Here is a 25,463-nt window from a genome sequence, read left to right on the forward strand (position 1 = left end):
TTTAATTTTTTATAAGAATATAATTAACAACAATAATAACAAATATTTATACAGTATATGATTTAAATATTATTTCTAATATCATTTATGTAGAATATCTTCAATAACAATTCTTATGAAGAAGGTTAATTATTATTTTTGAATTATCTTATTAGAGATAATTTTATTTTTAACAACAATCATAAAAAATTTTGCACATACAATTTCCTAAAAAATAATAAATACTACTAAACTTTATTATTTGTGACATAAGATTGCAACAAATGAAATAATGTCTTATCTGAATAAAAGTAATCATCAATTGAGTTAACCGATGCTAATGGCAATAAAGCATTTGTAATAAACACTTCATCTGCATTTTTTAAATGCTCAGGACCGACGACCACTGTCTGTGTACAGTATCCTAATTTTGGTAGTAATCTTAATACCATCTGACGCATAATACCATTAACACCAGCATAATGTATGGAAGGAGTAAATACTTGATAGTTATACCGCCAAAAAATATTAGAACTACAACATTCTATAACATTTCCATCAGTATCTAAAACTAATGCTTCATCAATCGCCTCGTTTTTACTTATCCAAATAGAAATCATAACTTGTTCTAATCTATTGAGATGCTTGATTCCTGCTAAAAAAGTGTTTCGCGCTAATCGTACAACACTTGTTTTCATACAAATTCCAACATCAACCCACCGCATGTAATATTTTGGCAATCGCCCAATATAAATGATACGTAACGGTTCAATATTATCTTTGCATTTATATCCATGTACCCTATAATTGGTCCCTCTGCTAATTATTACTTTAATGACATCATATGCATTACTAAAAGAAGCTGCTTGTAACATTTCTTTATATAAAAGGTTATAATTGAAATTATCAAACATTAACTTTTTTGCTGAAAAAATTAATCGATCCATATGAAAATCTAAAAGCTCTATTTTCCCATTTCGTAATCTAGCGGTCGTAAAAAATCCATCTCCAAAATGTAAGGCACGATTATATAATGATACTGTTTTTTTTGAAATGCCGTTCACCCAATACATTACTATCTCGATTTATCCACGGTAAATAATATTCGTCATATCTTCATACAATAGATACCGCAACAATTATTCCTTAACTCTATACAATAATAATAATGTAACATTATTTTTAACATAAATTGTATAATTTATAATATTCAATAAATATAATTATTTATTCTTGACATAATATTTACAATTACTAAATCTATACTTTATTACCCACCCTCTGCTTCTAAATAATAAGTTTCATTGTGATTTAATTATTTACAATGCTTATGATATATTACAGTATTGTAATTAAAAAATTAATATCAACGTTAACAAAAATATCAATGTACTAATTTTTCAAATTACTATTTTTAATTTTCATATATTATTAATATAATATGTTATATTTACCATTTCTTACTTGTAAAACAATTTATCAATTTACTAAAAAATACTTATACGCTAACATAAGTAAAATATCATACCTCCTTATAATTAATTGTTTTTATTTTGATGATTATTACTAATAAAGTCTATTGCTGCTTGGACAGTTGTAATTTTTTCAGCTTCTTCATCTGGAATTTCAGTATCAAATTCTTCCTCTAATGCCATCACCAACTCAACAGTATCAAGAGAATCAGCCCCAAGATCATCGACAAACGAAGCATGATTCACAACTTCTTCTTTTTTAACCCCCAATTGTTCAGAAATAATTGTTTTTACTTTTTCTTCTATAGTATTATTCATATTCTTCATTTTCCTATCAAAACACGCTCATACGATAGTTTTAAAAAATAAAAACTATCATACTATCCCGGCAATTTAAAAGTCATACCTTCTTTCTTCAATCTTTAATAAATACATCACATAATTATCCCATATACATTCCTCCATTAACATGTATTGTTTGTCCAGTAATATATTCTGAATAATCAGAAGCGAAAAACATCACAGCATAAGCAATATCTTTGGGATTTCCAAAACGATTAACTGGTATTTTCGACAAAATATCATTTTTATGTTGATCAGTGAATTTTTTAACCATATCCGTGCAAATAAATCCTGGTGATATCAGGTTAACTGTAACACCTCTAGAAGCAACTTCACGAGCTAAAGACTTTGTAAAACCAATTAATCCAGACTTAGCAGCTGAATAATTTACTTGTCCAGCATTACCCATAGTACCTACCACGGAACCAATGTTGATGATTCTACCATAATGTTTCTTTATCATTGATTTTATTACTAATTTAGACATACGATATACAGCAGTCAAATTGACATCAATAACAGATTGCCACTCATTATCTCTCATATGTAGCAAAATATTATCTTGAACGATACCAGCATTATTTACTAGAATATCAATGTTTCCAAATTCTTGATGCATCTTTTTCGCAAAAATATCAATAGAAGATTGATCAGTAACATCTAGTTCCATCCCTTTTCCTTGGCTCCCTAAATACGTATTAATATCTTTAACACCCAACTCACTAGTTGCAGTGCCTATTACAGTAGCTCCATATTTTGAAAACATTTCAATAATAGCGCGACCAATACCACGACGAGCACCAGTTACTAAGACAATTTTTTCATTAAAAGTCATCTTGCATGCACTCCTATACAAATATATTAATTCCAATTAATTTTCATTGCTTCTGATAACGAAACAGGATCATTTACTGACAAACTAAACACATTACTAACAGTACTACGTATCAATCTAGTTAATATTTTTCCCGGGCCCATTTCTAAAAATTTTTCAATTTTTTGCTGAATACAATATTGCACGATCTCACTCCAACGCACTGGAGTATATAGTTGCCGTATTAACGCGCTACGAATAGCTCCTGGTTCCTGCTCAATATATACATCAGTACTGTTTAACACTGATATATTAGGAGTCTTAATAGTTATTTTTTCTAATTCTTTCCTGAGCTTTTTAGCTACCGGTTTCATTAATGCACAATGCGCTGGAACACTAATTGGAAGTACACATATATATTTTGCTCCTGCATTTTTACAAAATAAATTAACACGATCTACTGCTTCTTTATGCCCAGAAATAACTACATGTCCAGGTGCATTAAAACCAGCAATAGAAACAATTTGATCTTGTTGCGCTACTTTACAAAACTCAAAAACAACATCATCATTTAGACCAATAATTACAGACATAGCTCCACGTCCATGCGGGACTGCTTCTTGCATCAACATACCACGTATCATTACTAATCTAACCCCAGAACATAGGTCCATACTCCCTGCGCATACTAAAGCAGAATACTCTCCCAAACTATGACCTGCCATTACTTTAGGCATACAACCTCCTTGTTGTCTCCATATTCTCCAAATTGCTACTGAAGCTGTTAAAATAGCTGGTTGCGCTCGATAAGTTTTATTTAGTTCTGTAACAGATCCATATTGCACTAATTTCCATATATCATAACCTAACACCTCTGATACTTCAGAAAAAGTCTCTTCTACTAACGAATAATGTACTGCCAGAGTTTTTAACATCCCTACTTTTTGACTCGCTTGTCCTGGAAATACTATAGCTAATGATGTATTCATAATAATACTTCTCTCTTATATTAAAATCGTAATAACGCTGAACCCCAAGTAAACCCGGCCCCAAACGCTTCTAATAATACTAATTGGCCTGATTTAATACGACCATCACGAACAGCTTCATCCAAAGCCAAGGGAACAGAAGCAGCAGATGTATTTCCATGTTTATCAAGCGTAACGACTACTTTTTTCATATCCATATCTAATCTTTTAGCAGTAGCAGAAATAATTCGCAAATTAGCCTGATGAGGTACTAGCCAATCTAATTCATCTTGATGCAAATTATTAATATTAAGAGTTTCATCAATAACACGCGCTAAAACAGCAACGGCTATTTTAAATACTTTATTTCCAGACATTGTTAAATAATTAGATATAGTCGGATTTTTTCTATTATAATTAGGAAGAGTTAGTAAATCTCCATGATGTCCATCTGCGTGTAAATGAGTAGAAATAATACCTGGTGTTTTTGAACGACCAAGTATTACCGCACCTGCTCCATCACCAAACAAAATTAATGTCGCACGATCGCTAGGATCTAAAGTATGACTTAAAGTATCTGATCCTATAACTAAAGCATAATCCACGCTTCCGCTTTTTATATATTGATCTGCTACGCCCAACGCATAAACGAATCCAGAACAAGCTGCTGACAAATCAAAAGCAATAGTATCTCGTATATGTAAATCGCGTTGAATTTGACATGCTGAACTAGGAAATGCATGACTAGAAGAAGTGGTTGCAACAATAATAATACCTACTTTATCAGCATGTATACAAGACATATCTAAAGCTCGTTTAGCAGCAAGATAACCCATTTTAGCCACAGTTTCGTCAGAACTAGAAATTCTACGTTCTTGAATACCAGTACGAGCAACAATCCATTCATGCGATGTATCTACCATTTTTTCTAAAACAACATTAGATCTAATGTGTTGAGGTAAGTAACTCCCTGTTCCAAGAATTCTAGTAAACATGTATATTTAATTATTATTTTTTAGATAATACTGTACTTAATCGAGCAGAGATCCTTTCTGGAATCTTTCGTTCTATAGCATGAATTGCCTGTGCAATAGCAGCAACAAATGCGCGTTGATTAGCCGCACCGTGACTTTTTATTACTGTATTACGTAAACCTATCAAATAAGCACCATTATACCAATCAGGATGAAATTGACTAAATTTATTAAATAGATACTTACTTATCCAAAAATTAATACTTTGCATAAACCAATTCAACTTATTTTCTTTGTTTGATGATTTCAATGTCGATAAAATCACTCTTATGACTCCCTCCATAGTCTTTAAAGTAATATTACCAACAAAACCATCACACACTAAAACATCTGTTCTTCCGATTAATAACTCATTTGCTTCAATGTAACCAATATAATGCATTGATGAAATGGTGCGTAATATCTCTGAAGCATGACGAATATTATCTAATCCTTTAGTTTCTTCTGATCCAATATTTAATAATGCCACTCTTGGATTACTTATTCCCAAAATTTGTTCTGATAATACCGAACCCATAATTGCAAATTGTACTAACATTGCACCATCACATGAAATATTAGCCCCTAAATCTAAAATAACAGTTTTTCCTTGTTTTTGGTGTGGCAGTAATGTTGTTAAAGCAGGACGTTCGATACCGTTTATAGACTTAAGAACTAATTTAGATAATCCCATGAGCGCACCTGTGTTACCTGCGCTAACGCAAGCTTGAGCGCGATCTGACTTAATCAGCTCTAAAGCCACACGCATCGAAGTATCTTTACTTACTCTAATTGCTTGCGCAGGCCTAATATCTCCACTTATTACCAATTTTGATGGAATAACAGTTAATCTATCAAGACATTCAGATCTTGATGCTGACAAAATAGGTAAAATCATATTAGGATTGCCAACAAGTAACAATTCAAGTTGCGGATACAAAGACAATGCTTGTAATGAAGCAGGCACTGTCACGACTGGACCGAAATCACCACCCATCGCATCTAATGCAAGAACCACATTTTGTGGCTGTATATCATTATTCAAAAATCACTTCTCAATCATTTTTTTTCCGCGATAAAATCCATTAAAAGTAATACAATGGCGTCGATGTATTTCTCCAGATATTCGATCTACTGATATAGCAGCTGAACGTATTGCATTATGAGAACGACGCATTCCTCTTGTAGAACGAGTAGACTTATTTTGCTGTACAGCCATATTGTACCCCTTTTGTTCTATTTTAATATTATTTGTTTACTAGATAACTAGTATCATATTAATTATTATCGACCAAACAATTAAAATGCATGCTTATTTAATTAAATATGATACATTTTTAAAATTTAATAATATTTTCTAATTTCATTCTATAAAACATATTTTACTATCAAACATACTTTATTCGATTATTCAATCAATCCGCATATATTAAACCTATCTATATTATTTTGGTTCAATTACAAAGAAATTCTATCACTTTTATTTGGATTAAATAAAAGTGATAGAATTGTCAAACCCATACATATATATACTAAACTATATATAAATCATAGTATATTATTTAATTATTAACATTACACATAATAATGTATGATTTCTTGTTCTAATTTTAAAAACTTACTGAACTTCTCATAGTCACATACGTATCTAAGCCAGTTAGCACCGACTCCAAGTCGTCAGCACTATCAATCATATTAATACATCACCTCAATAATAAAATTAAATAATATATCTAATAAAACTAAACTATTTAAATAAATTTCATCCTATATACAGGATTGCGTAACTATACCCTAAACATATAAATTTTATTTATAATCGTTTACAATTAAAATTATTAAACACATACATTATTCATAACCTATTAAAATAATCAGTTAACTTTTATTTTTAAGATAAAATCATCTAAATATTGTTCAATAATATTAACTTAAACATAATTGATTACACGATCGGTATAAAACCTATCATTTAGTAATATTAAAATTTGTCCTTTTACAAAAAATACGTAATTCAGTCAACATTTTTGTTAATTATATCTTTATGATACAAAGAAATAATGCTAAACTTATTAAGAGTTAATATAATATACGATATCTTCTAGTATGGGATTAATTACGTCAAGATATAAAACAACAAAAATTACGATATTTTTCTTTTAATTTTAAGATATATATATAATTTATTTGCATTACATTAATAAAAAATTTTTAACTATTATCTATATTTTTTACAATACTTTCTAATGAAGAATTAGAATTAGTCATAGTTAATTTTCTCAAAAAAGATAAGCAATTGTAAAATAGTGGATCTAATGGTGCATATACATGGAAATTTTTTCTTGTCTTTGGATGAATAAAACACAACATAGAAGCATGCAAAAATAATCGATTAAATCCAAATTGTTCAAATTGAATATTAGATTTATAGTCACCATACATACGATCTCCCACAATAGGATGATCCGAATATTTAGTATGTTTCCTAATTTGATGAGTACGTCCAGTAATGGGTTTGATTACCAGTAAAGTTGCTATTCTTTCAAATTGCTCTTTAATTTGAAAATGAGTCGTGGATAATTTCTTTTTTTCTGAATCTCTATCAATAATCTTATTGTTCAATACAACGGTTTTCTTTAACAACGGCTCAGATATTATCTTTACATTTATGTCCCATTTTCCATGTACTAAAGCCAAATATTCTTTCTTCATATTTTTTGAACGTAGCTGTTCATGTAAAAACACTAAAGCAGTCCGTTTTTTAGCCACTAATAATACGCCAGAAGTTTCCCGATCTAAACGATGTACTAACTCTAAAAATTGATCCTTAGGGCGCAACGCTCGTAATCCCTCAATAATACCAAACTTAAGACTACTTCCTCCATGCACAGCAATGCTAACTGGTTTGTTAAGTGCTAATAAATAATCATCTTCATAAATTATAATATTCTGCAAGAAAGCAATTTCCTTCATATATTTTATATTAAACCCATTTGAATATGTCCTTCTTACTGGGGGAATTCGTAATACATCTCCTATTTGCAGCTTATATTGAAATTTAATTCTTTTTTTATTAATACGTATTGCGCCAGTTCGTATAATTCTATAAATCATAGATTTAGGCACTACTTTAAAATAAGTATTCAAAAAATTATCAATCCTTTGACCAGAAAAATTTTCAGAAATTATAATAAAATGTACATGAATATCATGTTCTTTCATAAGAAACCATAGTAATTACGTAATTGTTTGAATATAATAACAAATTAAAAAATAATAATGTATATAAATATGTATCTGTACAAGTATAGTTAAATATTAAAAAAATTAATAATTTTAAAATAATTAATTATATTAATTTTATGTATTTATTCTTTAATTTAAGCTATTTTAGCCTGTTACAATTATTATTTTTTAATTTGTTATTAGGCATAGCTATTGATTCATATAATTACAATAAAATTACTTATAAAAAATATATTACAAAAAATACACATAACGCACATCATCATAAATAATGTTATGTGAATGTAATAATCTATCAGTAACTAATATTATAGTTTGCATAAATATATAGTTATTAATAATATCAAATACCTTATAAATAAAAATAATTATATATTTAAGTTATTACTGAAAATCTATTGAATATCAAATTTAGAATAATACTGAAAACTATTAGATATTTAAATTAAAGTATCTACATTTCAATATATCAACATTGAGTAAAAATTATAATGAAAAGAATGTTAATTAACGCTACTCAAAAAGAAGAGTTACGAGTAGCATTAGTAGATGGACAACGATTATATGACCTAGATATTGAAACGATAGGTCATGAGCAAAAAAAAGCAAATATTTATAAAGGTAAAATTATTCGAATAGAACCTAGTTTAGAAGCAGTATTTGTAGATTATGGAGCTGAACGACACGGATTTCTTCCAATAAGAGAAATTACTCATGAGTATTTTATTTCTTCATCATCTTCCCACAATAAATTTAATATTAAAGAAATTTTATACGAAGGACAAGAATTACTTGTACAAGTAGACAAAGAGGAAAGAGGAAATAAAGGCGCTGCACTAACCACGTTTATTAGTTTAGCAGGAAGTTATTTAGTACTTATGCCAAATAGCCCTAAATCTGGAGGAATCTCAAGACGTATTGAAGGTAATGACCGTGTAGAATTAAAAGAAACTCTATCTACTTTAAATTTACCCGAAGGAATGAGTTTAATTATTCGTACTGCTGGAGTAGGAAAATCTATTGAAGCATTAGAATGGGATTTAACTTCTCTCTTACAACATTGGGAAACTATTAAAAATACCGCGACTAATCAACTAGCTCCTTTTTTAATTCATCAAGACAGTAACGTTATCGTACGTGCATTTCGCGATTACTTACGTCCAGACATAGGAGAAATTTTAATTGATAATCCTCAAATTTTAAATCTAGCCAAAAAACATCTAATTTCTTTAGGTCGTTCAGATTTCGCTAAAAAGATAAAATCATATAACGGAGATATTCCTTTATTTAGTCACTATCAAATAGAGTCCCAAATAGAATCAGCATTTCAACGTGAAGTACGACTGTTATCTGGAGGATCCATTGTTATCGATACCACTGAAGCTTTAACAGCAATCGATATTAATTCTTCACGTTCTACCAAAGGATTAGATATTGAAGATACAGCTTTTAATACTAATCTAGAAGCAACCGATGAAATAGCACGTCAGCTACGTCTTCGTGACGTAGCTGGTTTAATTGTTATAGATTTTATAGATATGACCTCAATTCAACATCAACGTGAAATTGAAAATAACTTAAAAATAGCAGTACATCAAGATCGTGCTCGCATTCAGATAGGACGTATTTCTAAATTCGGTTTATTAGAATTATCTAGACAACGGCTAAGTACATCATTAGGAGAATCAAGTCATTATATTTGCCCACGCTGTAGCGGAACAGGCAGTATTCGCGACAATGAATCTTTATCCTTGTCTATTTTACGTTTAATTGAAGAAGAAGCGCTAAAAAATAATACCTATGAAGTACACGCTATCGTTCCAGTAGTCATCGCCTCATATTTGCTTAATGAAAAACGAAAAGCCATTAGCGATATAGAACAACGACAAAAAGGAGTACGCGCTATCATAGTTCCTTATGAACACATGAAAACTCCAAACTATGAAGTACGCCGTATACGCAAAGGAGAAATAAATAACAAACCAAGTTATTTGTTAGCAACAAATCAAAATCATGAATCAATTCAATCATCAGGAGAAACAACGCCTTCATTTTACACTGATAATTCAGAACAACTACGACTAAAAACAGATATCGTTCCAAATGTAACATTTACTTACAATAATATTTTTCATGATATAAATTATACGTTACAATCTAAATCAAAAAAAGAAATTTCATGGCTTAATAATATAAAACAAAAATTACTAGAAATAATAAAAAAATATATTAGTTGGATATATTTTAAATTTTTACATAAAACCAAAACATCCCAAAATTTAAATTATAATTATAAATTACATCAAAATTATTACTCTAAATATGTTAATTATAATAGTAAAAAAAAATATAATAACAATATACAACATAAAATTGACTTAAATAATAATGAAAAAATAAAAAATTATCTCGATAAAAACAATAATAACATTATATCTCTATCAAAATTTATTAAAAATACTAACAAAATTAAATTTGGTTATGGCTATCTTAATCAAAAATTATCCATCAAAAAAATAATAAAAAAAATATCCGAACAAAAATGTAAAAAAAGATATAACCAAGATATTGAACATAAAAACTTAAAGAAAATAGATAACTTAGAACCTTGGATACGGTTCAAAACAAATCAATTTAAATATCCAATAAATATAACAACAAACGAAGAATTAATGCCTATAAGTATAAGCCATTATAAAACAAATAATACATCACATTCCCATATTCTTGAAAAAAGAATCATAGCTACTAAGTTAAATACTACTTTTACTAAACATACTAAAACTACTAATAATACTGTTATCCACTATCCATATATCAATCATAATGATATTACACATTCTAATAAAATATATCACCAAGAAGGGAAAAATCACTGTAACTATCCACGGCTTATTCGTCGATTGCGCCGTTCTTCTCGGCATTTTCGTATAAATCTCAAACAGCGCTTACAACAACAACGTCAGTACAAAAATGATCATAAAAAATGCAATAATGCTATTAAATAGTAACTAAATAATTTCTAAAAATTAATTTTAATGCAATTATTTTACATATGTCTAGATAAACATTTAAATCTTAAAAGATTAATTTTAATTTTTTTTATAAAATAAACTTATTTAAAAGATAGACAAATCAGATAATATTATCACAACTTAATACAAACGATTAATTAACATAAACATAGCTTTTTACCTAAAAACATGTATATAAAGAATGTTTACAATTTTATTAACTAAAAATTATACAGATTTTATTAGATAATATAGTAATCGCAATTTATTGATAAATATATACTTATACGTTTATGTATTCATTTGATACAATTACTTAGACATGAAGAAACTTCCAGTTTTTAATTATTCTTTTTTACACCCACGATTCTGGTTTATTTGGTTAGGAATAGGAACACTATATATTTTAGTATTACTCCCCTATCCCATAATACACTATCTTGGTACTAGAGTTGGTCGTATTACAAAATATTTTATGCTAAATCGTATGCATATAATTCGACGAAATTTAGAGCTCTGTTTTCCTCATTTACCCAATCAAGAGCAAAAAGATTTATTCAATAAAAATTGTGAATCAATAGGTATGGGAATATTTGAAACTGGAATGGCTTGGTTTTGGTCAGAACATAGAATTAAACGTTGGTTTAAGATTAACGGACTAAAAAATATAATACAAGCACAACAAAAAAATAAAGGTATATTACTAATCGGAATGCATTTTCTTACCTTAGAATTAGGCGCTAGAATTTTAGGTATAATAAATCCAGGCATTGGCGTTTATCGTCCTAACAATAATCCATTATTAGATTGGTTACAAACTAAAGGAAGATTAAGATCTAATAAAATGATGTTAGATCGTGCTAATATTAAAGGCATGATTAAAGCTTTAAAAAATGGTGAAATTGTTTGGTATGCACCAGACCACGATTATGGATATAAAAATAGTGTATTTGTTCCCCTATTCGCGGTATCAAATGCTGCAAGTACAATCGGAACCTATATACTCACAAAAATAGCTAAACCTGCAATTGTTCCTTTTGTAGCACGCAGATTACCTAATGTTATCGGATATGAATTATTAATTTTACCAAACAAACAAGATGAAATACCTATAGAAACCAATATTGATATGATCAAACATATTAACAAAGTCATCGAACAAGTGATTCTATTAGCTCCTGATCAATACATGTGGCTACATCGTAGATTTAAAACTCGTCCACCTGGAGAATCTTCTTTATATTAATTCATAAAATAAAAAGTTATACCCCAAAATATAAAATTATTTAAATATCAACAAATAACCACAAAATTACATATATGATCAAAATAAAAACAACAAAAATAAATACTAGACACAGTTCTCATATTCATAAAACTTTGTAATATAATATAGTTTCTTAAGATACTTTCATTTAATTAAAAAATAATTTTACGAATCGACACACAAAATTATTATTTATATTATCAACATTGACTATAATTTTGTTGTATGGTATAAATTTTTTATTTGATTATAAATGAATACTAAATTTTTTAAAAACTATTAAAAATGAATGTACACAATATTTGTTGTTGCACATTAAATGTAATTTAAACATAAATTCAATAGCAGTAATACAAGTATTTATGAAGGTAAAAGTATATTTTTATAATGTGATATTTACCCTAATAGGATTATTAAGCCATTATCTTGCCTATTCTATTGTTTATACGTTACCTGAGGGTAGCAATAGATTAGTTGGAAAAAATTTAGAAATTGTCACACCTAAAAACAATATACACCCTCTCGAATTTTTTTCTGAACGGTTTCAAGTGGGAATTAGTAATATGTTAGAAGCTAATCCAAATGTTGACGTATATCTTCCGGATTCAGAAAAAAAACTAATCATTCCACACCAATTAATTTTACCCAACACGCCCCATTTAGGTATTGTCATTAACAGCGCTGAAATGCGATTATATTACTATCCTGAAAATAGTAATACTGTCATTATATTACCAATTGCTATCGGAACAATCGAAAACGCAACACCATATTACTGGACAACTTCAGTAAAACATAAAAAAAAACCCAGTTTGGATCCCTACCAAGAATATGCGTGATGAATATATCAAACGTGGAGAAGTTCTGCCTACAATATTTCCAGCAGGATCTGATAACCCAATGGGACTATATGCTTTATATTTAGGTCAAAACTATGCAATTCATGGAACTAATAGTAACTTTGGTATTGGACTCAGAGTAACTCGCGGTTGTATTAGATTACGTCCCAAAGATATTGAATTTCTTTTTAAAATTGTACCTGTAGGTACTAAAGTGCAATTCATTAATGAACCTATAAAAAGCACTATTGAAACAAACGGCATGCAATATCTTGAAGTCCATAATCCATTATCTCATGATAAAGAGGAAAATCATTTAAACACATCAGCAATAGCATATTTAAAAAAAAAGATACCATCCATTTTAATTGATGATACTAGCATAGATTACAAAATAGTTAATGAAGCACTAGAAAATCGTTCTGGTATACCGATAAATATTACGCACAAACTTAGCAAAAACTAAAAACAAATAACACTTGCAGTCATCATATCACATAAGTATATATAATATTTCGTATCAAAATAAATTAATAACAACCAATTATTATTAAATTGAATAAAGAGCTATTTTTAATGTTTAAACAATCTTTTAGTACACACGTTTTTTAAATCAACCCTACCCGGGACGAGACTCGAACTCGTACAGCTAAAGCCGAGGGATTTTAAGTCCCTTGTGTCTACCAATTCCACCACCCGGGCTATTATTAAACACAAAAAGCGCGTCTCGGAATTGAACCGAGCTACACGGATTTGCAATCCGCTGCATAACCACTCTGCCAACGCGCTACATAAATAACGTAAAACAAATGTGACACAATTAAAAATCATATTAAATTAATTAAACATTAATACACTTTACTTATGCATCGACAAAATCCATTATAAATTTATTATTGATTACACTGATCAACTAAATATTTAAATTTTAAAAATATAAATTTTAGATTTAAAAACTAGAAATATTAACCATTATCAAAGCCATTTTCAATATCACAATTACATTATGCAAAATCAGCAACTACTAAATAAGTGATGCCACGCATAATATAAATAAGCGCACATAGACCAAAACGTTAATAAAACCGAAACATATAATGCAATAACTCCTGCAATCACTATCCACTCATAAGGACTCCACAATAATGCAGTTAAAGCTAACATTTGTACACATGTTTTAATTTTACTAATCCAAGACACTTTAATTCTATTACTACTACCAATGCCCGCTACCCATTCGCGTAATGCTAATATAATAACTTCACGGATAATTATACTAGAGGCGGGTAATGTAACCCACCACACATGAAAATGCTCAGCTATTAAAACAAGCGCTGCAATTATCATCACTTTATCTGCGACTGGATCTAAAAATTTACCAAAATTAGTAGTTTGTTGCCAACGGCGAGCTAAAAATCCATCAAACCAATCTGTAATAGCTGCAATAAAAAATGTAACAGTGCACACCATCGGCGCCCAACTCATGGGTAAATAAAACAACATTGTAAACAATGGCGCTACAACAACTCTAAATAAAGTAAGATATGTTGGTATATTAATAAAATCCATAATACTTAAAATAACTAATTTAATATAATTACAATACTATTAATCTTTAAACCTGGCTACGTATTAGATACGTACAGCAACAACATACTTATATTGCAAAATATACGCTATATTAAATGCGGTAATTATTCACTGACACGTAGTTTCCATTATATTATGTATAAAACACAAATAAATCAAATTATCTTCAAAACACCTCAAAATTGTTGTTATACATAACAAGATTGCCATAATTTTAAAAATAATCGATACTCAGAGCTACAATTTCAATTCTAGTATGTTACTATTACCACAGAGGTGATTGGGTCGTTAGCTCAATATGGTAGAGCAGTTGACTCTTAATCAATTGGTTGTAGGTTCAAATCCTACACGACCCAGAGTAAATCCCGGATCCATCTTCCTGCTATAATAATACAATGAGATTTTATAATACTAAACCTTCTTAAATTCACTGTAGTTTTATACTAATTCCTACTACTATAAAATAATTAATATAAAAATTATATGTTTTGAATATGATCCTCATGCCAATAATATTAATTATTCTAATATGTTAATCAATTTATAAAATACTTGTTGAACATCATAATTAATGCAATCTCTCGGAGGAGTAGAGATTCGAACTCTAGAATGTTTTTCACTACCGATTTTCAAGACCGGCGCCTTAAGCCACTCGGCCACTCCTCCAAAAATTAAAATAATAAAATTAGTTCTGTTAATTCCTAGCAGTACAACATCCATATTTTTATATAAAATGAAAAGTATACAATCAAAACTATTGGTCTTATATTTAAGATAATACCAAATATTTAAAAAATAATTCCCATAAATAATGATCTAAAAATAATATTAAGTATATATTAAACTTAATATATAAGATATATTTAATAACAAAATTGTACAAAATATATAATTATTAAAATGCGCATACCAATAAAGAATATTTCTTCTATTTATATTTAAATTTAAATACTATTAAACTTTCTGAGTATTATTGTTCAATAATAACAACGATTAAAACAATTTGGGAGAAATTTATGAAATACAACCAAATAAACGCAAATATTAATGAGCAAGGCTATTTAATTCATATTGAAGACTGGAATGAAGATATTGCGATCAATATAGCTAAACTAGAAGGTATTACACTGAATACGATACATTGGGAAATTATATATTTCGTACGTAAATTCTACATGGAATTCAACGCATTACCAAAAATAAGAATATTAATTAATGCCATAGCACTTAAATATGGTCAAGAAAAAGGAAATAGTCAATTTCTTGCTCGATTATTCCCAAAAGGATCTGTAGCTCAAAAAATCGCAAAAATTTCAGGGCTTCCTAAACCTGTTAAATGTTTATAGTATAATAAATTCTGGTTAGGATTTAAGATAAATTGTTTTATTATAAAATCAACGTTTAAAATAGAATCCATTACACTTCTCCAAAACTAAATAATAAAAATAATTCTTTATTTATATTTAATTCACTTAATAATAATTTACCCTTGATTTTACTATATCGTCCCATATCTATTGTTCCCAATAGATAATATTTTACAGGAGATTATATGATAACTAGTAAATTTGGGATCGGGCAACAAGTACGACACAAACTGTTAGGGTATCTAGGAGTAGTAATAGATATAGATCCGGAATATTCTCTTGAAAAACCGACTTTAGATGAAATTACAAAAAACGATACTTTACGTAAATCTCCATGGTATCATGTCGTGATGGAAGATGAAAACGGAAAGCCTATACATACTTATTTAGCAGAAGTACAATTAGGATACGAGGATACCCATATACATCCGGATCAAAGCACTTTAGATGAACTTTCTGCATCCATTCGTTTACAACTTCAAACACCACGACTAAGAAATTAACTACTCATGTACCATAAAATCTGCTATATAGCGAATCTTATGAAATATATAATTGCACCCACTATATTTACTTTTTCTAGCAGATTATCTACTAACTAAGCTACTACCATAATATACTATAATCAACTCTAAATTTATTTTTGCTATCTACCCCTACTTATGACTCAGCATGAAATTCAATAAATAACACAATAATTAACTATAATTAAAATTATACGATTTAACTAATCATTCCTCTAATTTTATAAGGTATAGATTCCATACTTTATATATATTAATTACTACCTCAAATATTAAACCGCCAGCTATTATACTAAATTTTATTACATCACGATCGTGTTAAATATAATAGAATTAATTTATAATTATTTATAATAAAACCCAAATTTCATTAGATCGTAATAACTTAAAATTTTTTAATAAAAAATTTTTTATTATCTAATAAAACAACTATATATTATAAAATAACTGTTTTTCACCGTATGGTGTATTCACATTTAGTAATTATTATATTTTATTATCTTTAATACAAGAAGATACATACATAGAATGAGATATACTATGATTAATAGGCGTGAATCATATACAAAAGAAGATCTATTAGCTTCTAGCAGAGGCGAATTATTTGGCAAAAATGGACCTACACTTCCAGCTCCTAATATGCTTATGATGGATCGAGTAATAAAAATGACTAAAAATGGGGGAAATTACAATAAGGGATTTATAGAAGCAGAATTAGATATTCAATCAGACATGTGGTTCTTCAACTGTCATTTCATAAAAGACCCAGTTATGCCAGGATGTTTAGGATTAGATGCTATGTGGCAACTGGTAGGATTCTATCTTGGGTGGCTTGGAGGAGAAGGGAAAGGCCGTGCTTTAGGAGTAAAAGAAGTAAAATTTACTGGTCAAATTTTGCCTACATCTAAAAAAGTTACTTATCTTGTTCATTTCCGCAGAATTATTAACAGAAAACTAACTATGGGCATGGCTGATGGTGAAGTATTATGTGATGGGAAAATAATTTATACCGCAACTGACTTAAAAGTTGGATTATTCAAAAAAAATACAATATTCTGATATACTTACATATATTAATTAAATCAAATACTGTATTAAATTATAACAATTATTTATGACGCAGACACAAATATATCCCAAAAAGTTATATACACTATATCTCGTAATATCTTTATTCAATTAAAACATACAATATTGTATGTTTTAATTGAAATTATAAATAACACAGAAATATTGTCAGTTTAAAAAATTTGGAGGACCATAATATGAATGTAGTATCAGTAGCAGATATATTGCGCGGTTATATATCGAAAAATACTGAAATTACTATACAAGGTTGGGTTCGCACCCGACGTGATTCTAAAGCTAAAATTTCCTTTCTTGATATCTACGATGGTTCTTGTATAACCCCACTACAAATAATTGCGTACGATAATTTATACAATTATAAAAACGAAATATTACATTTGACTAGTGGTTGCTCAGTTACAATTGACGGCATCGTATCTGAATCCATTGGAATGAAACAACGTGTCGAAGTAATTGCAAAAAATGTTAAAATATTAGGATGGATAGAAGACCCCAGCACTTATCCAATAACAGCTAAAAACCACACCATGAAGTATCTACGTGAAGTTTCTCATTTAAGACCACGTACCAATATAATTGGAGCTGTTGCACGCATCAGACATACATTATCACAAGCTATTCATAACTTTATGCACAAACAAGGATTTATATGGGTTCCTACGCCTATAATTACTGCATATGATACTGAAGGAAATGGAAAAATGTTCTGTGTTTCTACTTCAAAAAACCAGAAATTTTTAAATAACTCAAAAGAAAAAACGAATACTTATAACACCCGTAATTTTTTTGGTAAAGAAGCTTTTTTAACAGTATCAGGTCAATTGAATGCTGAAGCCTATGCTTGTGCACTATCAAAAGTATACACTTTCGGCCCAACTTTTAGAGCAGAATTTTCCAATACCAATCGTCATTTATCTGAATTTTGGATGGTAGAACCAGAAGCAGCATTTATGACTTTAGATGATATTATTGTTTTAGCAGAATCTTTACTTAAAAATATAATCATAATACTCCTTAAAGAACGCTATGATGACATTAAATATTTCATTGATAAAATCGATAAAAATATCATCACTCGATTAGAAAACTTTACTCATATTAAATTTAATTGCATAGAATATACTGAAGCAATAAAATTATTAAAAATATGCAATAAACAATTTGATATTCCAATACATTGGGGAGCAGATTTATTTTCTGAACATGAAAAATATCTATCAGAAGAATATTTTAAATCTCCCGTAGTGGTAAAAAATTATCCAAAAAATATCAAAGCTTTTTACATGCGTTTAAATGATGATAATCAAACTGTAGCATCCATGGATGTTTTAGTCCCTGGAATTGGAGAAATAATTGGAGGTTCACAAAGAGAAGAAAGGTTATCAACCTTAGATCAAAGATTACAAGAAAATAATTTAACACGGGAAAATTATTGGTGGTATCGCGATTTAAGACGATACGGAACAGTGCCTCACTCAGGATTCGGTCTAGGCTTTGAAAGATTGATGATATATGTTACAGGAATAAAAAATATTAGAGATGTTATTCCTTTCCCTAGAGTGCCAAATAACATTAATTTTTAATAAAAATTACATTTATATAAATTTACATAAATAAAATATATGTTTTTACAATATTAAAAATAAATAATCTATAAGATATAATAAATATCCAAAAGTATAAAATTCATTATATTTCACATTTAAATTAAAAAATATAATATTAATAGTTGGAAAAAAATAATAGTTTTGATATAAATAGGAGATCCTGCACAATTACAATAAATTTGGACGTGCGTTATGTTTAAATCTATTAAAATGGCACCTGCCGATCCAATTCTTGGTTTATCAGAAATTTATGACGCTGATGAACGAAAACACAAAATAAATCTAGGTATAGGCGTATACATTGATAAAATTAAAAATACTCCTATTTTGACTAGTGTTAAACAAGCTGAGGAATGGTTATTAAAACATGAAACCACAAAAAATTATCTTAGCATAGAGGGTATGCATTCTTTTAATACAGCCACTCAGTGTTTATTATTTGAAGTAAATGATGATAGCTCAATTATTTCAAAAGAACGCATAAGAACCGTTCAAGCACCTGGAGGAACTGGGGCATTACGTATAGCAGCTGAGTTTATAGTAAAAAATACTAAATCCAAACGAATATGGATAAGCTCTCCCAGTTGGGTAAATCATATAAATATCTTTCTCTCCGCAGGATTTGAAATATGCACCTATCCTTATTATAATAACACAACTCATTCACTAAATTTTGACGAACTATATTCAAGTTTAAAAAATGTTAAATCTAATGATGTAGTTTTGTTTCATTGTTGTTGCCACAATCCTACAGGTATCGATCCTAATATTGAACAATGGAATATTCTGTCAGAATTATCGGAAAAAAATGGATGGTTACCTTTGTTCGATCTAGCTTATCAAGGATTTTCTCGTGGATTAAAAGAAGATATTGAAGGATTATATGTTTTTTGTAAAAAAAATGCAGAATTGATAGTATGCAATTCTTATTCAAAAAATTTTGGATTATATAATGAAAGAATAGGAGCATGCACTGTAATAACTAATAATAACGATGATTCAAATCGAGTGTTAAGTCAGTTGCGTGTTATTATTCGTGGTAATTACTCTAATCCACCAGCTCATGGAGCATCTATTGTTTCTTTAATATTAAACAACAAAAATTTGCGTTCTATATGGGAAGAAGAATTAAAAACCATGCGGGAACACATCAATAATATGCGAAAATCATTTTTTAACACTTTACAAAATAACAACGAAAATATAGATTTCAGTTTTATTAAAAACCAACGTGGAATGTTTTCTTTTATGGGATTAAATAAAAATCAAGTAATGAAACTACGAGACACCTTCGGTATCTATCTAGTAGGCGCTGGCAGAATTAACTTAGCTGGCTTATCAAGTGATAATATCGTCTATGTGTGTAGATCTATTATTAAAACTTTAAATGAAGCGTAGCCACATCTGAATAAACAGATCATTGTTTTCATCTTAGCAAATAAAATAATGATCTGTTCCATTTACGTATATACCCTGAAACTACGTTATGAAATTATGTTACACTGTAAAATAAACGAGCTTTATTTTACACGACAAAAGTGTTGTTTGTACGCTCGTGCCCAATCGTAGACCGGGCACCATGACCCGGTAAAAAAACAATTTCGTCTCCTAACGGAAACAACTTATTTTTAATAGAATTAATTAAAGATGTAATATTACCTCCTGGCAAATCTGTACGACCAATATTTTCTTTAAATAATACATCTCCCATAATTATAAATTTCTGTATTTTATTCCAGTACACTACATGCCCTGGAGAATGGCCAGGGCAATGCAATACATTAAAAACTTCATACCCTACCTGTACTATATCACCGTCTTTTAACCAAACATCCGGAACAACCGCAGCAGTATTATGAGGAACATCCACACCCAACATATTACATTGAGTAATCAAACTATCCAATAATATCTGATCAGCTTTATTTGGTCCTATTATTGGAACACCATAATATTTTTTTAATTCGACTGCGCTACCAACATGATCAATATGACCGTGAGTTAATAAAATTTTATCTATCTTCACATCCAACTTATTCACTTCTGTTTGTATTTTATTGCTTTCTCCTCCAGGATCTACTAAAGTTGCTTTATGCGTTATTTCGCACCAAATTATCGAACAATTTTGATTAAAAGAAGTAACTGGCACAATACGATATTGCATATTCATATATCCTATTATTAGGTATAGATCTGATATTAAAAATATTTAACAATTTTTAATTGCTATTTGTTAAAAATTTTGAATTTATACTATATTTTAATTAAAAACACCATAATTCAAACTCTTTAAAATAAAAAATAACTTTATATATAATGCTCTATACAAATGTAACCATACAGACTACATTTAAAATATAACACGATTATTTACATAAATCATTTTTCATCATTCATTGTGGAAACAATATTAAATCCACCATCAACATAAATTATTTCCCCAGTAATTCCAGACGATAAATTAGAACACAAAAATGCAGCAACATTTCCTATTTCTTCTATAGAAATAGAACGCCGCATAGGTGATTGTCTCTGAAAGTATGATAACATCTTTTTAAAATTCTTAATGCCAGAAGAAGCTAAAGTACGCACAGGTCCACAAGAAATTGCATTCACACGAATTCCCTCTGGTCCCATAGAATTAGCCATATAACGAGTATTGGCTTCTAATGAAGCTTTAACTAATCCCATTACATTATAATGGGGTACAGCGCGTATAGAACCCAAATAAGTTAATGTAACTAAAGATGCTTCTCTGTTTAGCATACTTCTACATGCTTTAGCTATTCCTACAAAACTATAAGAACCAATAGCATGAGACAACGCAAAACCTTCACGGGTAACAGTATCAATATAATCACCCTGTAACTGTTCAGTAGGAGCAAATGCTATCGCATGGACAAACCCGTCAAAAGTTAACCATTTTTTTTTTAATTCAATAAATAACTGATCTATACAACAATCCTCAGATACATCACATGGTAATATAATATCAGAATCAAAATTCTTAGATAAATTCTGTACTCTTGATTTTAATTTATTAGTATGGTAAGTGAAAGCCAACTCAGCTCCTTCTCTATATAAAGCCTGAGCAATCCCATAAGCTATCGACCGATGACTAGCCATCCCAGTAATTAAAATCCGCTTATTACTAAGCAATGCCATACTTGAATCTCCAAACTATGATAGTTTATCGTAATTACACTAAAATATGTTTAATATAAACAATACTTAAGATTAATCTAATAACTATTGCTATATTTTTATTAAAATATCTCTTACTCCCAAGTATACAAATTAACATTGAAATATTTCTAAAAACATCAAAAACGCCACCATTATAGCAATATAACCTAAAATAGGTATAAATATTTGTATCATTGAACATATAACTTTAAAAATATCAAAACAAATGGATAGATATATACAGTATTAAACAAATGTTAAAATGCCTCTATCATAAAAAGAAATAAACTATATTATTTAATAATAAATAACTTTAATTGATAAAAACATGTGATGATATTGATCAAATCAAAATTTACTTGCCATTATTTTAAAAATATACCACGCCATTTAATTCTGTTCAAATAACCATTAATCTACAAAATATCTTCTAAAAAATCCTATATTTACACAAATTATTAAATCATTATAACTAATAATTAAAATTCAAATACCTCATGTTATATTAATCAATTTATTTACAAAAAGTTAACCAGTCATAGTAGATTCATTTTTAAACTACTTCACATACTAACTGATATTGTCAGTATTAAAATGTTACATAAATAATCAACAATTTTTAATAATTTATAACAACTTTACCATCATGATTAAAAATTAATTTTTTTAAAATCATTATATTTAATATACAGGCACTACTCTGATTATATTTGTTCATATAGAACCTTATAATACATCGTCTGAAATTAAATATTATTTAATATTATTATCATTTTATTTGATTACTAAATATATATTTAGTAACTGTCAACTATATTCAATTAATCTTATAAAAGATATAAAAATTAATAATTTTATTTTATTATCTTTGACAATTTTTATATATTTAGATCTTAAAAATAACATTCAAAACACAAAAATAAAATATACAAAATTACAATCGTATAATATAATTGAAACATAAATGTTATTGATTTATATTGATTATTATATTAATTTATACGTTAAAATAAAATTAAAATACATATGATATTTTAGGTACCAATAATGCGTATTCTCATTATAAATATAATTAAACACTAACTGTTACGAATTGCTTATATAAAAAATTTATCCTAAATCAACAATCTATAATAAATACTTATAAATCCTATTCAGAATATTTCATTGTTATCATTCTATAATTTTAAGAGATATTCATATTTATAACTATATAATATAATTTTTATTATTTAATAAATACTATCTTTTACATATAGTTTTTAAAAAAAATAACTGATAATAAAACATTCACATATAATTTATAGATATTTTATACAAATAAAACATATAATAAACTTTAGTAATTACACGTATCATCATACCATAATCATATATACTAAATGATTCGTTATTAACTAAAATATATTGTGCTACAAATAACCATAATATAGATATCATATAATATGACATATTTTTTCCAATACAATGCAACTGTTAAGAAACCATCTATTCTTTAATAAAAACAAACAGTATTGATGACATCTTTAAAGAGGTAGCAAATATGCGACTTAGGCGTGTAACAGAAGCAAAATTACCAACAATTTGGGGCAATTTCTTAGTGGTAGGATTTGAAGAAAAATGTACCGGACATAATCATGTCGCGTTAATATACGGAAATATCACTGGATCTGATCCAGTATTAACACGAATACATTCCGAATGTTTAACAGGTGATGCCTTATTTAGTTCACGCTGTGATTGCGGATTTCAACTAAAAACAGCACTACATTGTATTACAGAAGAAAAACGCGGTATTTTAATCTATCATCGACAAGAAGGACGTAACATAGGATTGTTAAATAAAATCCGCGCTTATGCATTACAAGACAGCGGAGCCGACACAGTAGAAGCAAATCAATGTCTAGGATTTGCTCCAGATGAACGAGATTTTACTATTTGTGCAGATATTTTAAAATTATTATACGTAAAAAGAATACGTATTCTAACAAATAATCCAAAAAAAGTAGAAATTTTAAATACATCATGTATTAACATCACAGAACGAATTCCATTAATAGTAGGAAGGAATCCAGAAAATTCTAGATATTTAGATACTAAAGCATCTAAATTAGGACATTTATTTATAACTAATAAGAAATAATTAATACCTAATATAATTAGCTGTTAATTATTATATAGCGTTATTAACATAAACTAAAGTATTCTATTACAGAATACTATTTCTATAATTAATTTATGTATGGAACTACATCAATAGTATACATATAACATACATAGTTATATGTATATATACATTTAATTATATTAATACTATCTTTAAACACTATTAAATTATATTTAAATACTATCAAAATGCTGACTCATTATAACAAATATGAATAATCTGTTATTAATAGATAGCTCATGTATTCAATTATTTAATTTAATGCCTTATATAAAAATTATTTCCTTTCATCTACATAAAATTGATTAAAAATATTGGTTCTATAATTTTTACAATTTATTAAATAATAACATTATTTATTTAAATTTAATCAAATATCCAAATTTATAATATAATTACACTTTATTTTTATACAAAAAATCTATTATAAATTAATACTAATTTATAATAGATAATATCAGTTATCATCCAAACCATATGAAAAATTCTAATAATACTAAACTATTAATTAACTATGGATAAAATTATGTTAATAAATTATAAAAAGTTTTAAAATTTACTTTTTTAATTTTATACTTCTTAAAATATATACAACCACAATTTACAATAAATAATATTAAAAATATAAATTATTTAAATAATAAAATTAATCAGCATCTTTAAAACACCAATTTATATAATTAACAACCAATTTATCTAACAATAGACATTGTTATCATGTATCCTTAATATAAATACACCCTCTATTATTAATCATTTTTATTTTATACTAAATAAATACAATACATTTCTATATATCACTAAACTTTATTTCTATATCTAAACGCAATTACTATAGATTTATATTTCATTTAAATTATTTACTACATTGTATATACATACTTACACGACATAATTTCATCTGAAATATATTCAATACCATGAAAACAATCTATACTTTAATTAAAATATTCTATAAATCCAACACAATCCCGTTTCA

General features: G+C 28.0%; 21 protein-coding genes and 4 tRNA genes. 11 read left to right on the plus strand and 14 right to left on the minus strand.

Translation table 11 applies throughout. The annotated features are described in order from the left end of the window. Positions 1-227 precede the first annotated feature (227 nt). The 8 genes from pabC to rluC all read right to left on the minus strand — a co-directional run bounded on the left by pabC (position 228) and on the right by rluC (position 7,810). Positions 228-1,052 (minus strand): aminodeoxychorismate lyase, encoded by an 825-nt coding sequence (pabC, locus tag Bsans602_RS02075; RefSeq protein WP_500836883.1) that lies wholly within the window; start codon positions 1,050-1,052, stop codon positions 228-230. Between the two features lie 465 nt (positions 1,053-1,517). Continuing rightward, on the minus strand, positions 1,518-1,769 hold the full coding sequence (gene acpP / locus Bsans602_RS02080; RefSeq protein WP_500836884.1) for an acyl carrier protein: 252 nt from the start codon (positions 1,767-1,769) through the stop codon (positions 1,518-1,520). A 124-nt stretch (positions 1,770-1,893) separates the two neighbouring features. Further along, positions 1,894-2,628 carry a 3-oxoacyl-ACP reductase FabG gene (gene fabG, locus Bsans602_RS02085; RefSeq protein WP_500836885.1) on the minus strand — a complete coding sequence of 245 codons (735 nt, stop codon included), beginning with the start codon at positions 2,626-2,628 and terminating at the stop codon, positions 1,894-1,896. Positions 2,629-2,654: 26 nt separating this feature from the next. Beyond that, positions 2,655-3,596, minus strand: a complete 942-nt coding sequence (gene fabD / locus Bsans602_RS02090) for an ACP S-malonyltransferase (RefSeq protein ID WP_500836886.1) — start codon at positions 3,594-3,596, stop codon at positions 2,655-2,657. Between the two features lie 20 nt (positions 3,597-3,616). Then, positions 3,617-4,570, minus strand: a complete 954-nt coding sequence (locus Bsans602_RS02095; RefSeq protein ID WP_500836887.1) for a beta-ketoacyl-ACP synthase III — start codon at positions 4,568-4,570, stop codon at positions 3,617-3,619. A 13-nt stretch (positions 4,571-4,583) separates the two neighbouring features. Continuing rightward, positions 4,584-5,606 (minus strand): phosphate acyltransferase PlsX, encoded by a 1,023-nt coding sequence (plsX, locus tag Bsans602_RS02100; protein ID WP_500837392.1) that lies wholly within the window; start codon positions 5,604-5,606, stop codon positions 4,584-4,586. 30 nt (positions 5,607-5,636) lie between these two features. Further along, complete coding sequence (gene rpmF, locus Bsans602_RS02105) at positions 5,637-5,807, minus strand: 50S ribosomal protein L32 (RefSeq protein ID WP_500836888.1); 171 nt, start codon at positions 5,805-5,807, stop codon at positions 5,637-5,639. A gap of 992 nt (positions 5,808-6,799) precedes the next feature. Next, a complete protein-coding gene (gene rluC / locus Bsans602_RS02110) occupies positions 6,800-7,810 on the minus strand; it encodes a 23S rRNA pseudouridine(955/2504/2580) synthase RluC (protein WP_500836889.1) in 1,011 nt (336 codons plus the stop codon). 515 nt (positions 7,811-8,325) lie between these two features. Between rluC and rne the strand changes: the two genes are divergently transcribed. From rne to Bsans602_RS02130, 4 genes are all read left to right on the plus strand, one after another. Next, positions 8,326-10,842 (plus strand): ribonuclease E, encoded by a 2,517-nt coding sequence (gene rne / locus Bsans602_RS02115; protein WP_500836890.1) that lies wholly within the window; start codon positions 8,326-8,328, stop codon positions 10,840-10,842. Positions 10,843-11,170: 328 nt separating this feature from the next. After that, positions 11,171-12,094 (plus strand): LpxL/LpxP family Kdo(2)-lipid IV(A) lauroyl/palmitoleoyl acyltransferase, encoded by a 924-nt coding sequence (gene lpxL, locus Bsans602_RS02120; protein ID WP_500836891.1) that lies wholly within the window; start codon positions 11,171-11,173, stop codon positions 12,092-12,094. A 410-nt stretch (positions 12,095-12,504) separates the two neighbouring features. Further along, on the plus strand, positions 12,505-12,954 hold the full coding sequence (locus Bsans602_RS02125; RefSeq protein WP_500836892.1) for a L,D-transpeptidase family protein: 450 nt from the start codon (positions 12,505-12,507) through the stop codon (positions 12,952-12,954). Beyond that, the gene (locus Bsans602_RS02130) at positions 12,947-13,420 is read left to right on the plus strand and encodes a L,D-transpeptidase family protein (RefSeq protein WP_500836893.1); all 474 of its coding nucleotides are present in this window, start codon (positions 12,947-12,949) and stop codon (positions 13,418-13,420) included. The genes Bsans602_RS02125 and Bsans602_RS02130 overlap by 8 nt, the downstream gene beginning before the upstream one ends. 154 nt (positions 13,421-13,574) lie before the next feature. Here Bsans602_RS02130 and Bsans602_RS02135 read toward each other — a convergent pair. The 3 genes from Bsans602_RS02135 to pgsA all read right to left on the minus strand — a co-directional run bounded on the left by Bsans602_RS02135 (position 13,575) and on the right by pgsA (position 14,523). Next, positions 13,575-13,656 (minus strand) — tRNA-Leu (locus tag Bsans602_RS02135). A 16-nt stretch (positions 13,657-13,672) separates the two neighbouring features. Then, positions 13,673-13,743, minus strand: a tRNA-Cys gene (locus tag Bsans602_RS02140). Positions 13,744-13,968: 225 nt separating this feature from the next. Then, positions 13,969-14,523, minus strand: a complete 555-nt coding sequence (pgsA, locus tag Bsans602_RS02145) for a CDP-diacylglycerol--glycerol-3-phosphate 3-phosphatidyltransferase (protein WP_500836894.1) — start codon at positions 14,521-14,523, stop codon at positions 13,969-13,971. Positions 14,524-14,826: 303 nt separating this feature from the next. On the opposite strand from pgsA, the gene Bsans602_RS02150 reads away from it, so the two are divergent. Then, a tRNA-Lys gene (locus Bsans602_RS02150) sits at positions 14,827-14,900 on the plus strand. Between the two features lie 226 nt (positions 14,901-15,126). On the opposite strand, the gene Bsans602_RS02155 is transcribed toward Bsans602_RS02150, so the two are convergent. Continuing rightward, positions 15,127-15,210, minus strand: a tRNA-Ser gene (locus Bsans602_RS02155). Between the two features lie 350 nt (positions 15,211-15,560). Here Bsans602_RS02155 and Bsans602_RS02160 point away from each other — a divergent pair. The 5 genes from Bsans602_RS02160 (at position 15,561) to Bsans602_RS02180 (ending at position 20,529) form a co-directional block, all read left to right on the plus strand. Next, positions 15,561-15,890 carry a TusE/DsrC/DsvC family sulfur relay protein gene (locus Bsans602_RS02160; RefSeq protein ID WP_500836895.1) on the plus strand — a complete coding sequence of 110 codons (330 nt, stop codon included), beginning with the start codon at positions 15,561-15,563 and terminating at the stop codon, positions 15,888-15,890. 206 nt (positions 15,891-16,096) lie between these two features. Then, complete coding sequence (hspQ, locus tag Bsans602_RS02165) at positions 16,097-16,414, plus strand: heat shock protein HspQ (RefSeq protein ID WP_500836896.1); 318 nt, start codon at positions 16,097-16,099, stop codon at positions 16,412-16,414. A 561-nt stretch (positions 16,415-16,975) separates the two neighbouring features. Then, the gene (gene fabA / locus Bsans602_RS02170; RefSeq protein WP_500836897.1) at positions 16,976-17,494 is read left to right on the plus strand and encodes a bifunctional 3-hydroxydecanoyl-ACP dehydratase/trans-2-decenoyl-ACP isomerase; all 519 of its coding nucleotides are present in this window, start codon (positions 16,976-16,978) and stop codon (positions 17,492-17,494) included. Between the two features lie 206 nt (positions 17,495-17,700). After that, complete coding sequence (asnS, locus tag Bsans602_RS02175) at positions 17,701-19,107, plus strand: asparagine--tRNA ligase (RefSeq protein ID WP_500836898.1); 1,407 nt, start codon at positions 17,701-17,703, stop codon at positions 19,105-19,107. 216 nt (positions 19,108-19,323) lie between these two features. Further along, complete coding sequence (locus Bsans602_RS02180; protein WP_500836899.1) at positions 19,324-20,529, plus strand: amino acid aminotransferase; 1,206 nt, start codon at positions 19,324-19,326, stop codon at positions 20,527-20,529. A 127-nt stretch (positions 20,530-20,656) separates the two neighbouring features. Here Bsans602_RS02180 and Bsans602_RS02185 read toward each other — a convergent pair whose 3' ends face one another. Together Bsans602_RS02185 and Bsans602_RS02190 are read right to left on the minus strand one after the other, a co-directional pair. Further along, positions 20,657-21,295 (minus strand): MBL fold metallo-hydrolase, encoded by a 639-nt coding sequence (locus Bsans602_RS02185; RefSeq protein WP_500837393.1) that lies wholly within the window; start codon positions 21,293-21,295, stop codon positions 20,657-20,659. A 215-nt stretch (positions 21,296-21,510) separates the two neighbouring features. Further along, positions 21,511-22,296, minus strand: coding sequence for an SDR family oxidoreductase (locus Bsans602_RS02190; protein WP_500836900.1), 786 nt, complete (start codon positions 22,294-22,296; stop codon positions 21,511-21,513). 1,564 nt (positions 22,297-23,860) lie between these two features. On the opposite strand from Bsans602_RS02190, the gene ribA reads away from it, so the two are divergent. Continuing rightward, a complete protein-coding gene (gene ribA, locus Bsans602_RS02195) occupies positions 23,861-24,460 on the plus strand; it encodes a GTP cyclohydrolase II (RefSeq protein WP_500836901.1) in 600 nt (199 codons plus the stop codon). The last annotated feature ends 1,003 nt before the right edge of the window (positions 24,461-25,463 follow it).

It is taken from the genome of Candidatus Blochmannia sansabeanus (nom. nud.) (assembly GCF_059935345.1).

Coding starts and splice junctions, on each gene's coding strand:
- rpmF (WP_500836888.1), bottom strand. CDS start 5,807: ATGGCTGTACAGCAAAATAAGTCTACTCGTTCTACAAGAGGAATGCGT.
- pgsA (WP_500836894.1), bottom strand. CDS start 14,523: ATGGATTTTATTAATATACCAACATATCTTACTTTATTTAGAGTTGTT.
- Bsans602_RS02130 (WP_500836893.1), top strand. CDS start 12,947: ATGCGTGATGAATATATCAAACGTGGAGAAGTTCTGCCTACAATATTT.
- pabC (WP_500836883.1), bottom strand. CDS start 1,052: ATGTATTGGGTGAACGGCATTTCAAAAAAAACAGTATCATTATATAAT.
- lpxL (WP_500836891.1), top strand. CDS start 11,171: ATGAAGAAACTTCCAGTTTTTAATTATTCTTTTTTACACCCACGATTC.
- fabD (WP_500836886.1), bottom strand. CDS start 3,596: ATGAATACATCATTAGCTATAGTATTTCCAGGACAAGCGAGTCAAAAA.
- fabA (WP_500836897.1), top strand. CDS start 16,976: ATGATTAATAGGCGTGAATCATATACAAAAGAAGATCTATTAGCTTCT.
- asnS (WP_500836898.1), top strand. CDS start 17,701: ATGAATGTAGTATCAGTAGCAGATATATTGCGCGGTTATATATCGAAA.
- Bsans602_RS02180 (WP_500836899.1), top strand. CDS start 19,324: ATGTTTAAATCTATTAAAATGGCACCTGCCGATCCAATTCTTGGTTTA.
- rluC (WP_500836889.1), bottom strand. CDS start 7,810: ATGAAAGAACATGATATTCATGTACATTTTATTATAATTTCTGAAAAT.
- ribA (WP_500836901.1), top strand. CDS start 23,861: ATGCGACTTAGGCGTGTAACAGAAGCAAAATTACCAACAATTTGGGGC.
- rne (WP_500836890.1), top strand. CDS start 8,326: ATGAAAAGAATGTTAATTAACGCTACTCAAAAAGAAGAGTTACGAGTA.
- hspQ (WP_500836896.1), top strand. CDS start 16,097: ATGATAACTAGTAAATTTGGGATCGGGCAACAAGTACGACACAAACTG.
- Bsans602_RS02185 (WP_500837393.1), bottom strand. CDS start 21,295: ATGCAATATCGTATTGTGCCAGTTACTTCTTTTAATCAAAATTGTTCG.
- fabG (WP_500836885.1), bottom strand. CDS start 2,628: ATGACTTTTAATGAAAAAATTGTCTTAGTAACTGGTGCTCGTCGTGGT.
- Bsans602_RS02190 (WP_500836900.1), bottom strand. CDS start 22,296: ATGGCATTGCTTAGTAATAAGCGGATTTTAATTACTGGGATGGCTAGT.
- Bsans602_RS02095 (WP_500836887.1), bottom strand. CDS start 4,570: ATGTTTACTAGAATTCTTGGAACAGGGAGTTACTTACCTCAACACATT.
- acpP (WP_500836884.1), bottom strand. CDS start 1,769: ATGAATAATACTATAGAAGAAAAAGTAAAAACAATTATTTCTGAACAA.
- Bsans602_RS02160 (WP_500836895.1), top strand. CDS start 15,561: ATGAAATACAACCAAATAAACGCAAATATTAATGAGCAAGGCTATTTA.